We start from the raw sequence: 16557 nt of genomic DNA, 5'->3' as shown, positions 1-16557 counted from the left end.
GAACTGGCAGCGATACCGAACGTGCCTTGGTTTCCACCCGCGCGGGCGCGCCCGCCGGGTCCGTGCAGACCGCCCCGCGCCCGCCGGCGGCCCCCCGGCCGGCCGCGCATTGGCTGGAGACGGCGGAGGACGAGGGCAGCGGCCAGATCGTGCTCGCCTTCGACGACAACCGGATCGCCAGCCAGCTCTTCGGCCATTACGGGCAGAACCTCGCCCTGATCGAGCGGCGGCTGGAGATCGTCGCCGAGCAGCGCGGCAACCATGTCACGCTGGAGGGCCCGCGCGAGGCCTGCGAGCAGGCGCGCCATGTGCTGGAGACGCTCTACGCCCGGCTGAAGAAGGGCGGCGAATTGCTGCCCGGCGATGTCGAGGGCGTGCTGCGCGAGGCCGCCGCGCAGGGGCTGCTGTTCGAATTCGACGCCGCCACCAAGAAGCAGAGCTTCGACGAGATCCAGCTCCGCCGCCGCCCGGTGCGCGCCCGCACCGCCGCGCAGGACGCCTATATCCGCGCGCTCAAGCGCCAGACGCTGGTGTTCGGCGTCGGCCCGGCCGGCACCGGCAAGACCTGGCTGGCGGTCGCCTATGCCGTGCACCTGCTGGAGCGGCGGGTGGTCGACCGGCTGATCCTCTCCCGCCCGGCGGTGGAGGCGGGCGAACGGCTCGGCTTCCTGCCCGGCGACATGAAGGAGAAGGTCGATCCCTATCTGCGCCCGATCTACGACGCGCTGCACGATCTGATGGACCGCGCCTTCGTCGAGCGGGCGATGACCTCCGGCGAGATCGAGATCGCCCCGCTGGCCTTCATGCGCGGGCGCACGCTGGCCAATGCCTGCGTCATCCTCGACGAGGCGCAGAACACCACCTCGATGCAGATGAAGATGTTTCTCACCCGGCTGGGCGAGAACTCGCACATGATCATCACCGGCGACCCGAGCCAGATCGACCTGCCGCCGGGCCAGACCTCGGGCCTCGCCGAGGCGGTGGGGCTGCTTGGGGATGTCGAGGGCGTCGAGGTCTGCCACTTCAACGCCGCCGACGTGGTGCGCCACGAACTGGTCGGCCGCATCGTCGCCGCCTATGACAGCAAGGACGCGGCGGCGCGGGCGGCGGCGCCCGCCGGAAACGGGGCACCGCGACGATGAGCGAGGCGACAGGCGGCGGCGGGCCGCGCATCGAGGTCGACGTGCTGGTGGAGGCCGACCGGTGGTCGACGCTCCCCGGCGCCGTTGACCTTGTGGCGCAGGCGGTGCGCGCGGCCTGCGCCGGTGCGCTGACCGAGTACGAGATCGACATTGACGGCGCCGAGATCGCGGTGAAGCTGACCGACGACGACGCCATCCGCGCCCTCAACCGCGACTGGCGCGGCAAGGACAGCGCCACCAACGTGCTGTCCTTCCCCACGCCCGACGTGGCGCGGGCGGGCGGCGATCCCCATCTCGGCGACATCGCCATCGCCTATGAGACGCTGGCGCGCGAGGCCGAGGCGGAGGGAAAGCCGCTGGCCGACCATCTCGCGCATCTGGCGGTCCATGGTACGCTTCACCTGCTCGGCTACGACCACGAGGCCGTGGACGACGCCGAGGAGATGGAGGCGATGGAGCGCCGCGTGCTCGCCGGACTGGCGATACCCGACCCCTATGCCGAGACCGAACCCGTTCACCCCTGACCCAAACCTGATCCAGGCAAACAGACCCAAGACCGATGTCCGATCCTGTCTCGACCTCGTCCTCCTCCACTGCGGGCAGCGAGGGCCCAAGTAGCGGCGCCGCCGGTAGCGGCACCTCCAGTAGCGGCCCGGCCGGCGCCGGGCAGCGAAGCAAGGCCGGCGTGCGCTCCAGCGAGCCCCGCGCCGGCATCTTCGACCGCCTCCGCCACCTTATCGGCGGCAGGCGCTCCACCGGCTCGCTGCGCACCGACCTCGCCGCCATCCTCGCCTCGACCAGCGCCGAACCGGGCGCCGACCTGACGGCGACCGAGCGGACGATGCTGAAGAGCATTCTCGACCTGCGCGAATTGCGCATCGGCGACCTGATGGTGCCACGCGCCGACATCGTCGCGGTGCAGAAGGACATCTCGCTGGGCGAACTGCTCGCCGTCTTCGCCGAAGCCGGCCATTCGCGTCTGGTGGTCTATGACGACACGCTCGACGACCCCGTCGGCATGGTCCATATCCGCGATCTCGTGACCTACCTCACCCAGCGCGCCATGACGCCGCGCGGGCCGAATCCCGGCGCCGGCCTTCGTGGCAACGGCACGCCCGCCACGGAGGGCGCCTTCTCCTACGGCGGCAAGGCGGCGCGGCCCGCCTTCAACCTCAAGGCCATCGACCTCTCCAATTCGCTCAGCGGCGCCAAGCTGATCCGCCGGCTGCTGTTCGTGCCCCCCTCCATGCCCTCGATCGAATTGCTGGCCAGCATGCAGGCGAGCCGCATCCACCTCGCCCTGGTGATCGACGAATATGGCGGCACCGACGGTATCGTCTCGATGGAGGACCTGGTCGAGGAGATCGTCGGCGACATCGAGGACGAGCACGACGAGGACGAGACCCCCACCATCGCCCGCCAGGCCGATGGCAGCTTCATCGCCGATGCCCGCGCCAGCCTCGAGGACGTGGCGGAAATGATCGACCCGGCCTTCGCGCTGGGCGAGGAAGCGGAGGAGGTCGACACGCTGGGCGGCCTGCTCGTCACCCTTGCCGGCCGCGTGCCGGTGCGCGGCGAGATCGTGCTGGCGCCCGGCGGTTTCGAGATCGAGGTGCTCGACGCCGATCCGCGCCGGGTCAAGCGGCTGCGCATCTCGGCGAGCCGTGGCGAGGCCGGCACTGAGGCGCGGCCGGCGGGCGCCGAGGCGGCGCCCGGACACCCCCGCGCCCTGCCGCCGCCGGCCCAGCAGACGGATGAGGGCTCACGCAACGAGCGGGCACGCGGCACCGATGCCGCCTGACCGCGCGCGCGGCGCGGCGCCGGCTTCCCCCCGATGCTGATGCCCGGCCTGTTGCAGGCGGCGCCGGCGCGCTGGCGCGCGCTCGCCGCGCTTCTCGCCGGCGGGCTCTCGGCGCTCGCCATGCCGCCCTTCGGCCTGTGGCCGGTGCTTGCACTGACGCTGCCGGTGCTGGTGTTCCTGATCGACGCCACGGCCGGCCTGCCGCTGCGCCGGGCGCTGGGCGTCAGCTTCCTGGCCGGCTGGCTGTTCGGCCTGGGCTATTTCGTCGCCGGCCTGTGGTGGATCGGCGAGGCGTTCCTGGTGCAGGCGGACGCTTTTCTCTGGCTGATGCCGTTCGCGGTGATCGGGCTGCCGGCCTATCTCGCGCTCTATACCGGGCTTGGCTGCGCGCTGGCCCGGCTGGCGTGGACGGCGGGACCCGGGCGCATCCTCGTCTTCGCGCTCGCGCTCACCGTGACGGAGGTGCTGCGCGGCACGCTGCTCACCGGCTTCCCGTGGAATGATTTCGGCTACGCGCTGGCCACCGATCTGCGCTTCGCGCAAGGCGCCTCGGTGATCGGGCTGACGGGGCTGTGCCTGGTGACGCTGGCGACGCTGGCGGCCCCGGCGGCGCTGTTCGACGCGCACGCCTCCAGCCGCGCCCGCCATCTGCCGCTCGGCCTCGCCGTGGGGCTGCTCGCCGCGCTTTGGGCGGGCGGCCAGTGGCGCCTCGCCAGCACCGAGGTCGGCAGCGTGCCCGGGGTGACGCTGCGGCTGATGCAGCCCGACCTGCCGCAGGACCAGAAGTTCCGCTACGACGCCCGCCGCACCGTCATGGACCTCTACCTCGCCACCAGCGAGGGCCAGGGCGGCCTTGCCGGCGTCACCCATCTGTTCTGGCCGGAATCGGCGTTTCCGTTCTTCCTCGAACGCGAGCCGGAGGCCCTCGCCCGCATGGTGGCGATGCTGCCGCGCGGCACCACGCTGGTCACCGGCGCCGCGCGCTACCAGGCGGTGCCGGGACGCGAGCGGCCGGACGTGTTCAACAGCGTGCGGGTGATCGATTCCAGCGGGGCGATCCGCGGCAACGCCGACAAGGTCCACCTCGTTCCTTTCGGCGAATACCTGCCGTTTCAGGAAACGCTGGAGGCGATCGGGCTGGAGGCGTTGACCCGGGTCCGCGGCGGGTTCGCCGCCGCGACCTCGCGCCACCTGCTCGACATTCCCGGCCTTCCCCCGGCGGTGCCGCTGATCTGCTACGAGGCGATCTTCCCCGACGAGGTGATGCCCGCCGATCTCGGCGAGGGGGCGCGACCGGGCTTCCTGCTCAACCTGTCCAACGATGCCTGGTTCGGCATCACGCCCGGCCCCTACCAGCATTTCGAACAGTCGCGGCTGCGGGCAATCGAGCAAGGGCTGCCGCTGGTGAGGGTCACCAACAACGGCATTTCCGCCATAGTCGACCCGATCGGGCGAATCAGGGGAATTCTACCTCTGGGTGCACGCGGGGTGCTGGACGGCAGCCTGCCGCAAGCCCTGCCCGGTACCATTTATGCGTCGTTTGGCAGCAAGATATCGTGGCTGCTGGTTCTCGGCCTCGGCTTGGTGGCGTTCATGCTGCGCATGCGAGATATGCACGCCTAGATTGATCGACGGTAGAACCTGCTTTGCCTAGACTACTGCCGGGCTCGGGCACTGCTTCTCTCCCTCTGATCGGGGGGGAGAGGTATTTTTTTGTTTGCAGTCGGGGAAGCCGATGACCACGAAATCTCCCAATCCGATCGACAAATATGTCGGCAGCCGGGTCCGTATGCGCCGCATGATGGTGGGCATGAGCCAGGAAAAGCTCGGCGAAAGCCTCGGCATCACCTTCCAGCAGATCCAGAAATACGAGAAGGGCACCAACCGGATCGGCGCCAGCCGGCTGCAGAACATCTCCCAGGTGCTCGGCGTGTCGGTTTCCTTCTTCTTTGAGGGCGCGCCCAGCATGGGCGGCGAAGTGGCCGGCTTCGCCGAGGATGCCTCGCCCGCCTATGTGTCCGATTTTCTCGCCTCCTCCGAAGGGCTGGCCCTTACCCGCGCCTTCCTCAAGATCGCCGATGGCAAGGTCCGCCGCCGTATCGTGGACCTGGTCGAGGCGCTCGCCGAGCCTGGCCCGACCCCCTGAGGCGAACACGTCGCAGCGTTCTTTTTTCCGAACGAATCCGCCGTTAAAATCTTGACCGGCCCGACCGCGCTTGCAAAAGATGCGCGGCCGGGCGCGCTCCACATGCCCCGGTCGAGAATCGAGGAGCCGACGCGTGTCCCGCCAAGCCTATCTCTTCACCAGTGAATCCGTTTCCGAAGGCCACCCGGACAAGGTCTGCGACCGTATCTCCGATGAGATCGTCGACGCCTTCTTCAAGCACGGCCCGGAATTCGGCTGGGACCCGAGCCACCTGCGCGTGGCGGCCGAGACGCTGGCCACCACCAACCGGGTGGTGATCGCCGGCGAGACCCGGGGCCCGGCGCAGATCACCCGGGATTTCCTCAGCCACATCGCCCGGCTCGCGATCAAGGATATCGGCTACGAGCAGGACGGCTTCCACTGGGAGAAGGCGGAGATCGACGTGCATCTGCACGCGCAGTCGGTTGACATCGCCCAGGGTGTCGATTCCGCCGGCAACAAGGATGAGGGCGCCGGCGACCAGGGCATCATGTTCGGCTATGCCTGCCGCGAGACGCCCGAACTGATGCCCGCGCCGATCTATTACGCCCACAAGATCCTCAAGCTGCTCGCCGATGCCCGCCATTCCGGCGAGAGCACCGTGCTCGGCCCCGATGCCAAGAGCCAGGTGACGGTGCGCTATGAGGGCGGCAAGCCGGTCGAGGTGACGCAGATCGTGCTCTCGACCCAGCATCTCGACGCCGACCTGTCCTCGCACGACGTGCAGAGCATCGTCGAACCCTATATCCGCCAGGCGCTGCCGGAAGGCTGGATCACCCCGGCCACCGTGTGGCACGTCAACCCCACCGGCAAGTTCGTCATCGGCGGGCCGGACGGCGATTGCGGCCTCACCGGCCGCAAGATCATCGTCGACACCTATGGCGGCGCGGCCCCGCATGGCGGCGGCGCCTTCTCCGGCAAGGACCCGACCAAGGTCGACCGCTCGGCCGCCTATGCCGCGCGCTATCTGGCCAAGAATGTGGTCGCCGCCGATCTGGCCGACCGCTGCACCATCCAGCTCGCCTACGCCATCGGCGTGTCCGATCCGCTGGCCGTCTATGTCGACCTCTACGGCACCGGCAAGGTCGAGGAAGCCAAGCTGGAGAACGCGCTGCGCGAGGTGATGAACCTGCGCCCGCGCGGCATCCGCGAGCATCTCGGCCTCAACAAGCCGATCTACGCCCGCACCTCCGCCTATGGCCATTTCGGCCGCGCGCCGGAGGCCGATGGCGGCTTCTCCTGGGAGCGGACCGACCTGGTCGCGGCGCTGAAGTCCGCCGTCGGCTGACGGCTTGCCGCCCGCGCCGCGATTGCGCGCGCACGACACTGCGATTATGCGGGGCGGACAGGTAATTGTCCGCCCCGTCTGTCTTTCGAGCGCCCGCATGACCGCCGACGACCCCAGCAATGACGAGCCGGCCGCCGGCCGCAGCGGCGAGCCGCGCGGCGCCGCCTTCTACGGACGGCGCAAGGGCAAGAAGCTGCGCACCGCGCAGGCCGCCCATCTGGCGCAGGACCTGCCGCGCCTTGCCATCGCCCTCGACGATATCGGCGAGGCGCCACTCACCGCGCTGTTTGCCGGTCCGGTGCGCGCGGTGCGGCTGGAGATCGGCTTCGGCGGCGGCGAGCACCTGCTTGCCGAGGCGCGGCGCCATCCCGACATCGGCTATATCGGCGCCGAGGCGTTCCTCAACGGCATCGCCAAGGCGACGGCGCGGGTGAGCGAAGAGGGCCTCGCCAATGTTCGGCTCTATGGCGACGACGTGGTGCCGCTGCTCGACCGCCTGCCCGGCGGCAGCCTGGAGCGCATCGACCTGCTCTATCCCGACCCGTGGCCGAAGCGCCGGCACTGGAAGCGGCGCTTCGTGCGGGGCGACAACATCGACCGCTTCGCCCGTCTTCTCGCGCCCGGCGGGCATTTCCGCTTCGCCACCGACATCGAGCACTACGCCGCCTGGACGCTGCGCCTGCTGCTCGCCGATCCGCGCTTCGAGTGGACGGCGGCGCGCGCCGACGACTGGCGCCTGCCGTGGGAGGGCTGGCCCGGCACGCGCTACGAGGCCAAGGCGCTGCGGGAGGGACGGAGGCCGGGATACTACGAGTTCCAGCGCCGGTGAATACCGCCTAGAGTGGGAACCATGGCAATGGCGCCCGCGTTGTCGGGCTGTTCCTTTCCTCGTTTCCTACTCCCCGGAGATCACCATGGCCCAACCGAATGCGCAGGACGATTTCGCCAAGCTGTCCGCCGACCTCTCGACCCTGCGGGGCGATGTCGCCAAGCTGACCGAGACGCTTGCCGCCATCGCCAAGGCGGAGGGCGGCGCGGCCGCCGATGCCGTCACCGGCCGGTTCCGCTCCGGTGCGGCACGGGCCGAGGCGGCGGCCGCCGGCCTGGCGGAAGAAGGCTATGCCGCCCTGCACGATGCCAAGACACGGGCGCAGGCGCTCGGCGGCGACCTCGGCGCGACGATCGAACGCAATCCCTATGGCTCGGTGCTCGCGGCGCTGGGGGTCGGCTTCGTGTTCGGCCTGCTGTCGCGGGGCCGGTAATGCTGCGGCTGCTGCTGTCCATCTTCGGCGCGGAACTACGCCTGACGGTACGCAGGGCCGCCAACACGGCCCTGCTGCTCGCCATTGGCGGTCTGCTGGTCGCGCTCTCCGTGCTCTTCTTCATCGCGGCGACGTTCATCGTGCTGGCCGAGCGCTATGACGCGCTCACCGCCGCGCTGGTGCTGGGCGGGGGCACCTTGGTGGTGGGCCTGATCTTTTTCCTCGTCGCCCTGCTGCGCAACCGGCGGCGGCCAGGGGCGTTTGGTGGCTATGGCGGGTATGGCGCCTTTGGCGCCGCACCGCCGGTGGCAGGAGTGCCGCCGGCGGCGCCCCCCACGCCGTCCCCCGGCCTGAATACCACCTTGGGCATTGCGGCGGGTGCGGCGATAATCGGCCTTATTCTTGGCCGACGGGTCTGAAACTGTCGCATCGGGCCCTCGCGGGCCCGGTCCGCATTAGCCTCCCGTTATTGCAGCGGCCGCTAAAAAGGACCAATCTGCCACAAAGGCCGGAACCCGGCGCTACCCACGTGGTGCAGGGGTGTTCCGCTTGCCGCAGGAGGTTCCAACTTGACGTTCCGACGCTTGTCGCTGCGGCCGGGAGCGGCCATTCTCGCCACGCTCACGGCATTGGGCCTCACCCTGCCCGCGCGCGCCGACGCCCCTCCGGCCGATTTCATCGCCCGCTCCGCCCCCGCCGGCAACTATCTGGCGGCCCGTCTCGCCATTGCCGAGCGCGACACCGCGGCGGCGGCGGCCTATTACCGCGAACTGGTGCGGCTGTTCCCGCGCAATGGCGAACTGCTGGAGCGCGCCTTCCTCACCCTGCTGGCGGAAGGCTCGATCGAAGAGGCGGTGCAGCTCGCCCGGCGCATCGTCCGGATCGACCCCGAGCACACGCTGGCGCGGCTGGTGCTCGGCGTGCGCGCCATCAAGGCGAAGCAGTACGTCACCGCCCGCAGCAATCTGCGCCGCTCGGGCCAGGGCGCCATTGCCGAATTGAACGCCACCCTGCTGAGCGCCTGGAGCCAGTTCGGCTCGGGCGAGGCGCGTGCCGGCGTCAAGGCCATCGACGCGCTGCAGGGGCCGGAATGGTACACCGGCTTCAAGGATTTCCACGCCGGGCTGATCCTCGACGCGGCCGGTGTGAAGAAGGAGTCCGGCCAGCGGCTGGAGGCGGCGCTGAAGCTCGACCCGCGCACGCTGCGGGTGGTCGACGCCTATGCGCGCTGGGCCTCGCGCAACGCCGACAAGAAGCTCGCCATCGAGACCTATGAGGCGTTCGACAAGCTGGTGCCCGGCGATCCGCTGGTGGCCGGCGCGCTCGCGCAGCTGAAGGCCGGCAAGACCCTGCCGCCTCTGGTGACGACGCCTGCCGCCGGCGCGGCGGAGGTGCTTTACGGCATCGGCGCCGCGCTCGGCCGGCAGGGCGGCGAGGACCTTGCCCTCGTCTATCTCCAGCTCGGCCGCTGGCTCGACCCCTCGCAGCCGCTGATGACGATCACCCTCGCCGACCTGTTCGAATCGATGAAGCGGCATGAGGATGCCATCGCGCTCTATGCCGCGGTGCCCGATTCGTCGCCCTTCAAGACCAATGCGGAGGTGCAGCGCGCGCTCAATCTCGACGCCGTCGGCCGTCATGACGAGGCGCTGGCGGTGCTGAAGCAGGTGGTTGCCGGAAATGTGAAGGACCAGCGCTCGATCATGGCGCTGGGCGATGTGCTGCGCGCCAACGAGAAATATGCCGAGGCGGCGGAGGTCTACACCCGGGCCATCGACGATCTGGGCACGCCCGACAGCAAGGACTGGATGCTGTATTATTTCCGCGGCACCTGCTTCGAGCGCACCAAGCAGTGGGACAAGTCCGAGGCCGATCTGAAGAAGGCGCTGGCGCTCAGCCCCAACCAGCCGCATGTGCTGAACTATCTCGGCTATAGCTGGATCGACCAGGGGGTGAACCTCGAGGCCGGCACCGACATGATCCGCAAGGCGGTGTCGCTGCGGCCCGATGACGGCTTCTTCATCGACAGCCTCGGCTGGGCCTATTACCGCACCGGCCATTATGACGAGGCGGTGCGCGAACTCGAACGCGCGGTCGAGCTCAAGCCGAACGAAGCGGTGATCAACGACCATCTCGGCGACGCCTACTGGAAGGTCGACCGCAAGCTGGAAGCCCGCTTCAAGTGGAACCACGCCCGCGACCTGAAGCCGGAGCCGGACGAACTCGCCGACATCGAGCGCAAGATCGCCGTCGGCCTCGACGAGGCGGAGCGGGTCAAGTCCGGCAAGGACGGCCAGAGCGGCGAGATCCAGAAGACCGAGGCGTCCCCCGCCGCCGCGCCGCAGAAGGCGGCGGTCGACAAGTCGCAGGACGCGCCGAAGACCGGCGACGGCGGCTGATCCCCGCCCTGTCGGTACTCCCGGGATTCAACACGGGCGGGTCTGGCCAGACCCGCCCGTGTTCGTTTCAGCGGCCGCCCGCTCAGGCAGCGGCCGGGCGGCCGACAAAGAGCAGCGGGCGCGAGCGCAGCGCGAAGGCGCCGTCGCCGATCAGCCACAGCGCGAAGGAACTCACGATCAGGAAGCCGGGATATTCCCAGCCGCCGCCGGCGGCGGAGAACAGCCAGCCATTGGGAATGTGCACGCTCATGGCGCCGGCCATGACCGGGATGAGCAGCAATGCCACGTGGCGGGCATAGACCCCGGCGATGATCAGCAGGCCGCCGGCCAGTTCGGCCAGGAACACCGGCCAGGCCAGCGCTTCCGGCAGGCCGAGGCTGCCGAGATAGCCGGCAAAGCCGGGAATGGTGAAGACGGCGTATTTCAGCAGGGCATGGGTCACCCACATCAGGCCGAGGGCGACGCGGAGGACGAAGGCGCCATAGGGCGCGGAACGGGAATCGATCATGGCGGGTCTCGCGGGAAGCGTTGAGGGAACGGAGCAGGCAGCGCCTGCCATGGCCCCGAGGTAACCCAACGCCTTCTGCAACACGATAGCCGCAATTACCGGAACGACCTTGCGCCCGTGCAATAGAAGAGTGATTGACAGCCGCCTCTCGAACGGCAGCCATCGGCATGGCCGGGAATTCCGGGAGAGCCACGCCTTGACCGATGGAGCCGCTGCTCGACGGTCGGGAGCGGCGCCTATTCCTCGGAAACGATCTCGGCCGCGTGCGGCCCGGGCGCCGCCGTCTTGCGGCTGGCCGAGCGCTCGGCCAGCCGGGTGCGCCCGCTGCCGCCGCGCTTGAACTCGCACCACAGCCGGTCCGCCCCGGCGAGATTGCCGCGGAAGCTGACCTTGTCGGTTTTCTCCAGCTCGAAACAGGGCTGGAACGCCATCCCCTTGAGCTTGGCGCACACCTTCTCGCCGCGCACCATGATGGTGCCGGCCGGCAGCGTCACATAGCGCGCGCTGCCCTTGCCGCGGATCTGGATGGTACCGGCCACCGAGCCGTCCGGCATGATGCGGCCGGAGCCGGCCGTGCCCTCATAGCAGGTATAGGAGAAGGTCTGCCCCATGACGAAGCGCTGGGCGTCCTGCGCCGTGAGCGTTTCGGCCGAGGCGGACGCCATCGGCGCCGCGACGGTGGCGGCGAGAACGGCGACAGCCGGCAGGGCAGAAAACACGCGCATGAGGGTTTCCATCGCTCGGGGGCATTCACGATGCGCTGCGAAGGGCCTGCCTTGTCAAGGCCGGGCGGCGAATCAGCGCCCTCGGCGAGGGCACGCGACCTGCCTTGTGTGGCCCCGTCGCAACGCCATCGGTACCACGACGCCTATGGTGAAGGATGAGGGTTAACGCCGCGCAAACACGCGGCACCCTTACGGCGTGGCCGGCTGCGGGCTGCGCGCCACCGGCTTCTCGACGATCGGCAGGTTGATGGCGGCAGAGGCGAAGCTCAGCGCCACCGACAGCCACCAGACGAAATCATAGGAGCCGAGTTGCTCGTAGAGCAGCCCGCCCAGCCAGACGCCGAGGAACCCGCCCACCTGGTGGCTGAAGAAGGCGAAGCCGAAGAGCATGGCGAGATAGCGGGTGCCGAACATCAGCATCACCAGCCCCGAGGTCGGCGGCACGGTGGAAAGCCACAGCAGGCCGAGCACCACGCCGAAGCCCAGCGCGGTGACCGGCGTCGCCGGCAGCAGAACGAAGGCGATGATGGCGAGGCCCCGGGCAAAATAGATCGCCGCCAGCAGGTAGCGCCGCGGCATGCGGCTCGACAGCCAGCCCGAGCCGAGCGAGCCCACCATGTTGGCGAGGCCGATCGCCGCCAATGTCCAGCCGCCCACGGTGATGGAGAGCCCGCGGTCGATGAGGTAGGCCGGCAGATGGGTGGTGACGAAGGCCAGCTGGAAGCCGCAGGTGAAGAAGCCGAGCACCAGCAGCACATAGCTCGGGTGGCGGAACGCCTCGCCCAGCGCGGCGCCGATGGATTGCTGGCGCTCCCCCGCCCTGGCGGCGGAGGGCGCCCCGGCCAGCGCCAGCGAGATCGGCAGCACCAGCAGCATGACGAGGCCGAAGACGATCAGCGTCTGGTGCCAGCCAATGGTCATATTGAGCCCGGCGGCGAGCGGGGGAAACAGGAACTGGCCGAACGAGCCGGCTGCGGTGCCGGCGCCGAAGGAGAGCGGGCGCCACTTCTCCGGCAGCATCTTGCCGAAGGCGGCGAGCACGATGTTGAACGAGCAGCCGGAAAGACCGAAGCCGACCAGCACGCCGGCCGACAGATGCAGCATCCCCGGCGTCGCCGAATAGGCCATCAGCACCAGCCCGGCGGCGTAGAGCAGCGCGCCCAGCCACAGCACCCGCATCACCCCGAAGCGGTCGGCGACGGCGCCCGCGAAGGGCGTGCCGAGGCCCCAGACCAGATTCTGGATGGCGATGGCGAGGCCGAACGTGTCGCGGCCCCAGCCATATTCGCCCGTCATCGGCAGCATGAAGATGCCCGACGAGGCGCGCGGGCCGAAGCTGAGCATGGCGATGAGGCAGCCGCACAGCACGATCAGCAAGGGCGCGCGGGCGGCGAGGCCGGTTCGGGGGGCAGGGCTGGGCCCGGGGGCGTCGGTGGCAGCGGACATCGCAGGGCCTCGAATCGGGACGGGCTCCAGGGCCGCGTCGAGCGGTCAGATTACGATCGGGAGCCTATGGTGGATAACCAATAAATTTCAGGATGACCATCAGCAAAACTGATGAGCCGTGCCGGGAGCGCCGATGAAACGGTGCCTGCGTGCGTCAGGCGTGGCCATCGTGCCACAGCCGCCGGCAATAGAGGCCGCTGACGCGCCCGTGATCGGCCGATTCATGCACTTTGCCATGCTTCGCCTGTAGGTGAGGATCATTGCCCCATTTCACCGCCTCCCCGTCTCCCCTCCCCGCGTGCGCCCCCCCATGCTCCTCGACCGACGCCTGTTCCTGATCGCCTCGCCCCTCGCCCTCGCCGGCTGCGTCACCACGCGCGAGCCGATGACGAGCCGGGTCCTGCCGCCGGCGATGGACCCGCACTATCTGCGCATGTATGCGGCGATCAACGACGAGCCGTTCCCGGTGCCGGCGGTGGACCTGACCGAGATCGACCCGCGCTTCCTGCGCCAGGAAGTGGCCTTCAGCACCCGCTACCAGCCCGGCACCATCGTGGTCGACCCCAATGAGCGCTTCGCCTATCTCGTGATGGCGAATGGCCGGGCGCTGCGCTACGGGGTCGGCGTCGGCCGGCAGGAAGGCTTCAATTTCCGCGGCGAGGGCATCATCGCCCGCAAGGCGGCGTGGCCGGGCTGGACGCCCACGCCCGACATGATCGCCCGCGAGCCGGAGCGCTACGGCCCCTATGCCGGCGGCCTGCCCGGCGGGCCGACCAACCCGCTGGGGCCGCGCGCGCTCTACCTCTACAAGAACGGCCGCGACACCTATTACCGCCTGCACGGCACCACGGAGCCGTGGACCATCGGCACCCAGGTCTCCTCCGGCTGCATCCGCTTCATCAATCAGGACATCATCGACCTCTACCGCCGCGTGCCGACCGGCACCCGCGTGGTGGTGCTGCCGGCGGGCGGCGTGCCGGTGAGCTGAGCGCGGGGCGCGACGCGCACCGGCCACCCGTGCAGACCTTTGACGCCCGGGAACGTAGCGCACGCCGCCAGGGCGGCGTCGTGCCCGGGTCTGGCCCCGGGGACGACGGCGAGGTTCCACCACACCCGGCGTCGGCCGCCGCGAAGCTCTCAGCCCAACTTTATCTCGAACGGCTCGTTCTCCATCGCCTCGCGGCCACGGCCGATAGCAGCGATGGCGGCGCTCATGCGGCCCTGCCGGCCGAGCGCGGCATCGGCGATCTCGACCAGCAGCGCGTTCGGCGTGGCGATGGGCGAGGCGGCGCGCAGCGCCTGCGCGAGTTCGGCCTCATTGCGGCCCGGCTCAAGCGCGCAGGCGGCGATATAGGCCGAGGCGGTGGAGCGGCTGATGCCGGCAAAGCAATGCACCACCAGCGGCGCCGCGCGCGGCCAGCGGCTGATGAAGCCGAGCATCGCCTCCACATGCTCCGCCGCCGGGTGGATCAGCCCCTGCTGCGGGGCGAGAATGTCGTTGAAGCCGACGAAGAGATGGTTTTCGCGCCGCACCGTTGCCGGCAGCGTCACCGGCGTGGCGACATTGATCACGCTCAGCACATGCTGGGCGCCGGTGCGGGTGACGGTCTCCTCCAGGCGGGAGAGCGGGCAGACGTGGATCATGATGCCTCCGCGACCAGTTCCTCGAAGCGGGCAAGGAAGCGCGCCTTGGCCTCGTCCGCGCTCCAGGGGGTGAGGTAGTCCCGCTCGTCGGCGCTGTCGAGCGGGCACGGCGTGCCGAAGAAGCGGCGGGCTTCGGTGACCTCGAAGCCGGCGAGCCGCGTCGCCTCCAGGAAGGCGCTGGCGCGGTCGGCCGCCTTCACCCGGGCGACCAGCGCCGCGGGCCAGTGCGGCGGCAGGCCGAAGCGCAGGCTCACCGCCGCCAGCAGCCGCGCCTCCACCGCCTTGTAGTCGCCGCCGATCACCGCCTTGAACGGGCTGATCATGTCGCCGACCACATATTCCGGCGCGTCGTGCAGCAGCATGGCGAGCCGCCAGCGGCGGTCGAGATCTCCGCCGCGCGCTCCGGCCTGCCGGCGGGCGATCAACTCCACCAGCACCGAGTGCTGCGCCACCGAGAAGATGTGCTCGCCGCGCGTCTGGCCGTTCCAGCGGGCGACGCGGGCGAGTCCATGGGCGATGTCCTCGATCTCGATGTCGAGCGGCGAGGGATTGATGAGGTCGAGCCGCCGGCCCGACAGCATGCGCTGCCACGCGCGCAACGCCTTGCCGCGGCCCGGCGCCCTGGCACCGGCGGCGCTGGCGCTCTCGCTCATCGCGCCGCACCCGCACCCGCACCCGCACCCGCACCCGCACCCGCACCGTGACGGTGGCAGGTGACGGCGTGGTCGTCCACCATGCCCACCGCCTGCATGAAGGCATAGACGATGGTCGGGCCGACGAAGTTGAAGCCGCGCGTCTTCAGCTCCTTCGACATGGCGAGCGCCACCGGCGAGGTGACCAGCGCCGGCGCGCCGGGTTCCCGGCGATTGTCCAGCACCGGGCCGTTGATGTCCCAGAGCAGCCGGGAGAAGCCCGGCCCGCGTTCCTGGATGTCGAGCCAGACCTGCGCCGAGCGCACCGTCGAGACGATCTTCGAGCGGTTGCGCACGATGCCGGCATCCTGCATCAGCGCCTCCACCTTGTCAGGGGTGTAGCGGGCGATGATCTCCGGCTGGAACCCGTCGAAGGCGGAGCGAAACCCCTCGCGCTTCCGCAATATGGTGATCCAGGCGAGGCCGGCCTGGAAGCCGTCGAGGATCAGCTTCTCGAACAGAGCGCGGTCGTCATATTCGGGCACGCCCCATTCGGTGTCGTGATAGGCGACATAGAGCGGATCGGTGCCGCACCAGGCGCAGCGGGTGACGCCGTCGTCATGGCTGTGGACCTTCATGCCGCGCCCTCCGTGCCGGGGACGGCAAAGCGTGCCCAGCTCGGGCGTTCGGGCACCAGCGCGGCGCCGTCCGCCTCCACCACATGGCCGGCGGCGCGTGCATCCTCCAGCCGGTCGAGCCGCACCAGCGCCAGCGCCCGCCCCTCCACGCCCGAGCCGACGCGGCCGATGCTCTTGCCGCCGGCGGTGATCGGCGTGCCCTCGGCCGGAGGCGGGCCGCACAGGGCGAGCGGGATGATGCGGGTCCGGGCCGTGCCGCGATGCTGCACGCGGCTGACGATCTCCTGCCCGACATAGCACCCCTTGTCGAAGTCGATGCCGCCGAGCTGGTCCATGTCCGCCTCGTGCGGGAAGGCGTCGCCATAAAGGAAATCCTGCCCGCCCTCCGGCACGCCGAGGGCGATGCGGTGGGCCTGCCATTCGGCCTCCGGCACCATGGCGATCTGCGCCGCCTCGGCGGCGGGCAGCAGGAAGCGCCGGCCGAGCGCGGGCAGGCGCGGGTCATCATAAGCCAGCGTGTCGACCAGCGGGCTCGCCCCGCCCCAGGCCACGGCGACCGCGAGATCGTCGAGCAGGCCGATCTCGACCTTGGCGCGCAGCCGGTAGAGCTGCAGCCGCTTGAGAAGATCGGCGGCGACGGCGCGGGGAATGTCGAGGCGGAAGCCGCCCTCGGTCGCCAGCACGATCATGTCGGCGACGATCTTGCCCTGCGGGGCGAGCAGCGCGGCATAGCGCGCCGCGCCCGGCGCGGGGGTGCGGGAGGTGAGCAGGTTGTCGAGAAAATGCGCGGCGTCGGCCCCGGCGATGCGGGCGACGGCACGTTCCTTCAGGATCGCGATCGGCATGCAGGCGCGCTCCAAAAAACAGCGGGGCCCGGCGGTGCGGGC

At 69.9% G+C, this 16557-nt stretch carries 18 protein-coding genes; 11 read left to right on the top strand and 7 right to left on the bottom strand.

Translation table 11 applies throughout. From position 1 onward, the window contains the following. Positions 1 to 113 precede the first annotated feature (113 nt). From KHC23_RS02720 to KHC23_RS02675, 10 genes are all read left to right on the top strand, one after another. The gene (locus KHC23_RS02720; RefSeq protein ID WP_213369753.1) at positions 114 to 1142 is read left to right on the top strand and encodes a PhoH family protein; all 1029 of its coding nucleotides are present in this window, start codon (positions 114 to 116) and stop codon (positions 1140 to 1142) included. Next, the gene (gene ybeY, locus KHC23_RS02715; protein WP_213369245.1) at positions 1139 to 1666 is read left to right on the top strand and encodes an rRNA maturation RNase YbeY; all 528 of its coding nucleotides are present in this window, start codon (positions 1139 to 1141) and stop codon (positions 1664 to 1666) included. Before KHC23_RS02720 ends, ybeY begins: the two co-directional genes overlap by 4 nt. Before the next feature lie 35 nt (positions 1667 to 1701). Continuing rightward, positions 1702 to 2943 carry a hemolysin family protein gene (locus KHC23_RS02710; RefSeq protein WP_213369236.1) on the top strand — a complete coding sequence of 414 codons (1242 nt, stop codon included), beginning with the start codon at positions 1702 to 1704 and terminating at the stop codon, positions 2941 to 2943. Positions 2944 to 2976: 33 nt separating this feature from the next. Continuing rightward, on the top strand, positions 2977 to 4566 hold the full coding sequence (gene lnt / locus KHC23_RS02705; RefSeq protein WP_213369235.1) for an apolipoprotein N-acyltransferase: 1590 nt from the start codon (positions 2977 to 2979) through the stop codon (positions 4564 to 4566). Positions 4567 to 4678: 112 nt separating this feature from the next. Next, positions 4679 to 5089 (top strand): helix-turn-helix domain-containing protein, encoded by a 411-nt coding sequence (locus KHC23_RS02700; RefSeq protein WP_213369233.1) that lies wholly within the window; start codon positions 4679 to 4681, stop codon positions 5087 to 5089. Positions 5090 to 5222: 133 nt separating this feature from the next. Beyond that, positions 5223 to 6416, top strand: coding sequence for a methionine adenosyltransferase (metK, locus tag KHC23_RS02695; RefSeq protein ID WP_213369231.1), 1194 nt, complete (start codon positions 5223 to 5225; stop codon positions 6414 to 6416). A gap of 97 nt (positions 6417 to 6513) precedes the next feature. After that, complete coding sequence (trmB, locus tag KHC23_RS02690; protein ID WP_213369229.1) at positions 6514 to 7245, top strand: tRNA (guanine(46)-N(7))-methyltransferase TrmB; 732 nt, start codon at positions 6514 to 6516, stop codon at positions 7243 to 7245. A gap of 85 nt (positions 7246 to 7330) precedes the next feature. Beyond that, positions 7331 to 7678: a hypothetical protein gene (locus KHC23_RS02685; RefSeq protein WP_213369228.1), complete on the top strand. Its 348-nt coding sequence runs from the start codon at positions 7331 to 7333 to the stop codon at positions 7676 to 7678. Beyond that, positions 7678 to 8097 carry a phage holin family protein gene (locus KHC23_RS02680; protein WP_213369226.1) on the top strand — a complete coding sequence of 140 codons (420 nt, stop codon included), beginning with the start codon at positions 7678 to 7680 and terminating at the stop codon, positions 8095 to 8097. The genes KHC23_RS02685 and KHC23_RS02680 overlap by 1 nt, the downstream gene beginning before the upstream one ends. A 150-nt stretch (positions 8098 to 8247) precedes the next feature. Then, positions 8248 to 10077, top strand: coding sequence for a tetratricopeptide repeat protein (locus KHC23_RS02675; RefSeq protein ID WP_246544101.1), 1830 nt, complete (start codon positions 8248 to 8250; stop codon positions 10075 to 10077). Positions 10078 to 10159: 82 nt separating this feature from the next. Here the strand turns inward: KHC23_RS02675 and KHC23_RS02670 are convergent, their stop codons facing one another. The 3 genes from KHC23_RS02670 to KHC23_RS02660 all read right to left on the bottom strand — a co-directional run bounded on the left by KHC23_RS02670 (position 10160) and on the right by KHC23_RS02660 (position 12756). Then, positions 10160 to 10585 carry a DoxX family protein gene (locus KHC23_RS02670; protein ID WP_213369224.1) on the bottom strand — a complete coding sequence of 142 codons (426 nt, stop codon included), beginning with the start codon at positions 10583 to 10585 and terminating at the stop codon, positions 10160 to 10162. A 236-nt stretch (positions 10586 to 10821) separates the two neighbouring features. Next, entirely contained in the window at positions 10822 to 11310 is a 489-nt protein-coding gene (locus KHC23_RS02665; RefSeq protein ID WP_246544100.1) for a hypothetical protein, read from the bottom strand. Positions 11311 to 11499: 189 nt separating this feature from the next. After that, a complete protein-coding gene (locus tag KHC23_RS02660) occupies positions 11500 to 12756 on the bottom strand; it encodes an MFS transporter (protein ID WP_213369220.1) in 1257 nt (418 codons plus the stop codon). A gap of 310 nt (positions 12757 to 13066) precedes the next feature. On the opposite strand from KHC23_RS02660, the gene KHC23_RS02655 reads away from it, so the two are divergent. Further along, on the top strand, positions 13067 to 13744 hold the full coding sequence (locus KHC23_RS02655) for a L,D-transpeptidase (RefSeq protein ID WP_213369218.1): 678 nt from the start codon (positions 13067 to 13069) through the stop codon (positions 13742 to 13744). Between the two features lie 149 nt (positions 13745 to 13893). Here the strand turns inward: KHC23_RS02655 and KHC23_RS02650 are convergent, their stop codons facing one another. From KHC23_RS02650 to ygfZ, 4 genes are read right to left on the bottom strand one after another with little or no spacing between them, the layout of a single operon-like run. Beyond that, positions 13894 to 14400: a tyrosine phosphatase family protein gene (locus KHC23_RS02650; protein WP_213369217.1), complete on the bottom strand. Its 507-nt coding sequence runs from the start codon at positions 14398 to 14400 to the stop codon at positions 13894 to 13896. Continuing rightward, entirely contained in the window at positions 14397 to 15053 is a 657-nt protein-coding gene (locus KHC23_RS02645; RefSeq protein WP_213369215.1) for a YfbR-like 5'-deoxynucleotidase, read from the bottom strand. The genes KHC23_RS02650 and KHC23_RS02645 overlap by 4 nt, the downstream gene beginning before the upstream one ends. Then, positions 15050 to 15670 carry a DNA-3-methyladenine glycosylase I gene (locus tag KHC23_RS02640; RefSeq protein WP_213369213.1) on the bottom strand — a complete coding sequence of 207 codons (621 nt, stop codon included), beginning with the start codon at positions 15668 to 15670 and terminating at the stop codon, positions 15050 to 15052. The genes KHC23_RS02645 and KHC23_RS02640 overlap by 4 nt, the downstream gene beginning before the upstream one ends. Further along, a complete protein-coding gene (gene ygfZ / locus KHC23_RS02635; protein ID WP_213369211.1) occupies positions 15667 to 16515 on the bottom strand; it encodes a CAF17-like 4Fe-4S cluster assembly/insertion protein YgfZ in 849 nt (282 codons plus the stop codon). The genes KHC23_RS02640 and ygfZ overlap by 4 nt, the downstream gene beginning before the upstream one ends. Positions 16516 to 16557 lie beyond the last annotated feature (42 nt).

It is taken from the genome of Ancylobacter dichloromethanicus, from assembly GCF_018390645.1.
Taxonomy (GTDB): domain Bacteria; phylum Pseudomonadota; class Alphaproteobacteria; order Rhizobiales; family Xanthobacteraceae; genus Ancylobacter; species Ancylobacter dichloromethanicus.
Note: the sequence above shows the minus strand (reverse complement) of the source record. Positions and strands in the feature narration are given on the sequence as shown.

Bases quoted from the DNA above. Each gene is read 5' to 3' on its own strand.
- KHC23_RS02650 (WP_213369217.1), bottom strand. From the start codon at position 14,400: ATGATCCACGTCTGCCCGCTCTCCCGCCTGGAGGAGACCGTCACCCGC.
- ybeY (WP_213369245.1), top strand. From the start codon at position 1,139: ATGAGCGAGGCGACAGGCGGCGGCGGGCCGCGCATCGAGGTCGACGTG.
- KHC23_RS02640 (WP_213369213.1), bottom strand. From the start codon at position 15,670: ATGAAGGTCCACAGCCATGACGACGGCGTCACCCGCTGCGCCTGGTGC.
- KHC23_RS02655 (WP_213369218.1), top strand. From the start codon at position 13,067: ATGCTCCTCGACCGACGCCTGTTCCTGATCGCCTCGCCCCTCGCCCTC.
- KHC23_RS02665 (WP_246544100.1), bottom strand. From the start codon at position 11,310: ATGCGCGTGTTTTCTGCCCTGCCGGCTGTCGCCGTTCTCGCCGCCACC.
- KHC23_RS02670 (WP_213369224.1), bottom strand. From the start codon at position 10,585: ATGATCGATTCCCGTTCCGCGCCCTATGGCGCCTTCGTCCTCCGCGTC.
- KHC23_RS02645 (WP_213369215.1), bottom strand. From the start codon at position 15,053: ATGAGCGAGAGCGCCAGCGCCGCCGGTGCCAGGGCGCCGGGCCGCGGC.
- KHC23_RS02680 (WP_213369226.1), top strand. From the start codon at position 7,678: ATGCTGCGGCTGCTGCTGTCCATCTTCGGCGCGGAACTACGCCTGACG.
- trmB (WP_213369229.1), top strand. From the start codon at position 6,514: ATGACCGCCGACGACCCCAGCAATGACGAGCCGGCCGCCGGCCGCAGC.
- KHC23_RS02700 (WP_213369233.1), top strand. From the start codon at position 4,679: ATGACCACGAAATCTCCCAATCCGATCGACAAATATGTCGGCAGCCGG.
- KHC23_RS02710 (WP_213369236.1), top strand. From the start codon at position 1,702: ATGTCCGATCCTGTCTCGACCTCGTCCTCCTCCACTGCGGGCAGCGAG.
- KHC23_RS02660 (WP_213369220.1), bottom strand. From the start codon at position 12,756: ATGTCCGCTGCCACCGACGCCCCCGGGCCCAGCCCTGCCCCCCGAACC.
- KHC23_RS02685 (WP_213369228.1), top strand. From the start codon at position 7,331: ATGGCCCAACCGAATGCGCAGGACGATTTCGCCAAGCTGTCCGCCGAC.
- ygfZ (WP_213369211.1), bottom strand. From the start codon at position 16,515: ATGCCGATCGCGATCCTGAAGGAACGTGCCGTCGCCCGCATCGCCGGG.
- lnt (WP_213369235.1), top strand. From the start codon at position 2,977: ATGCTGATGCCCGGCCTGTTGCAGGCGGCGCCGGCGCGCTGGCGCGCG.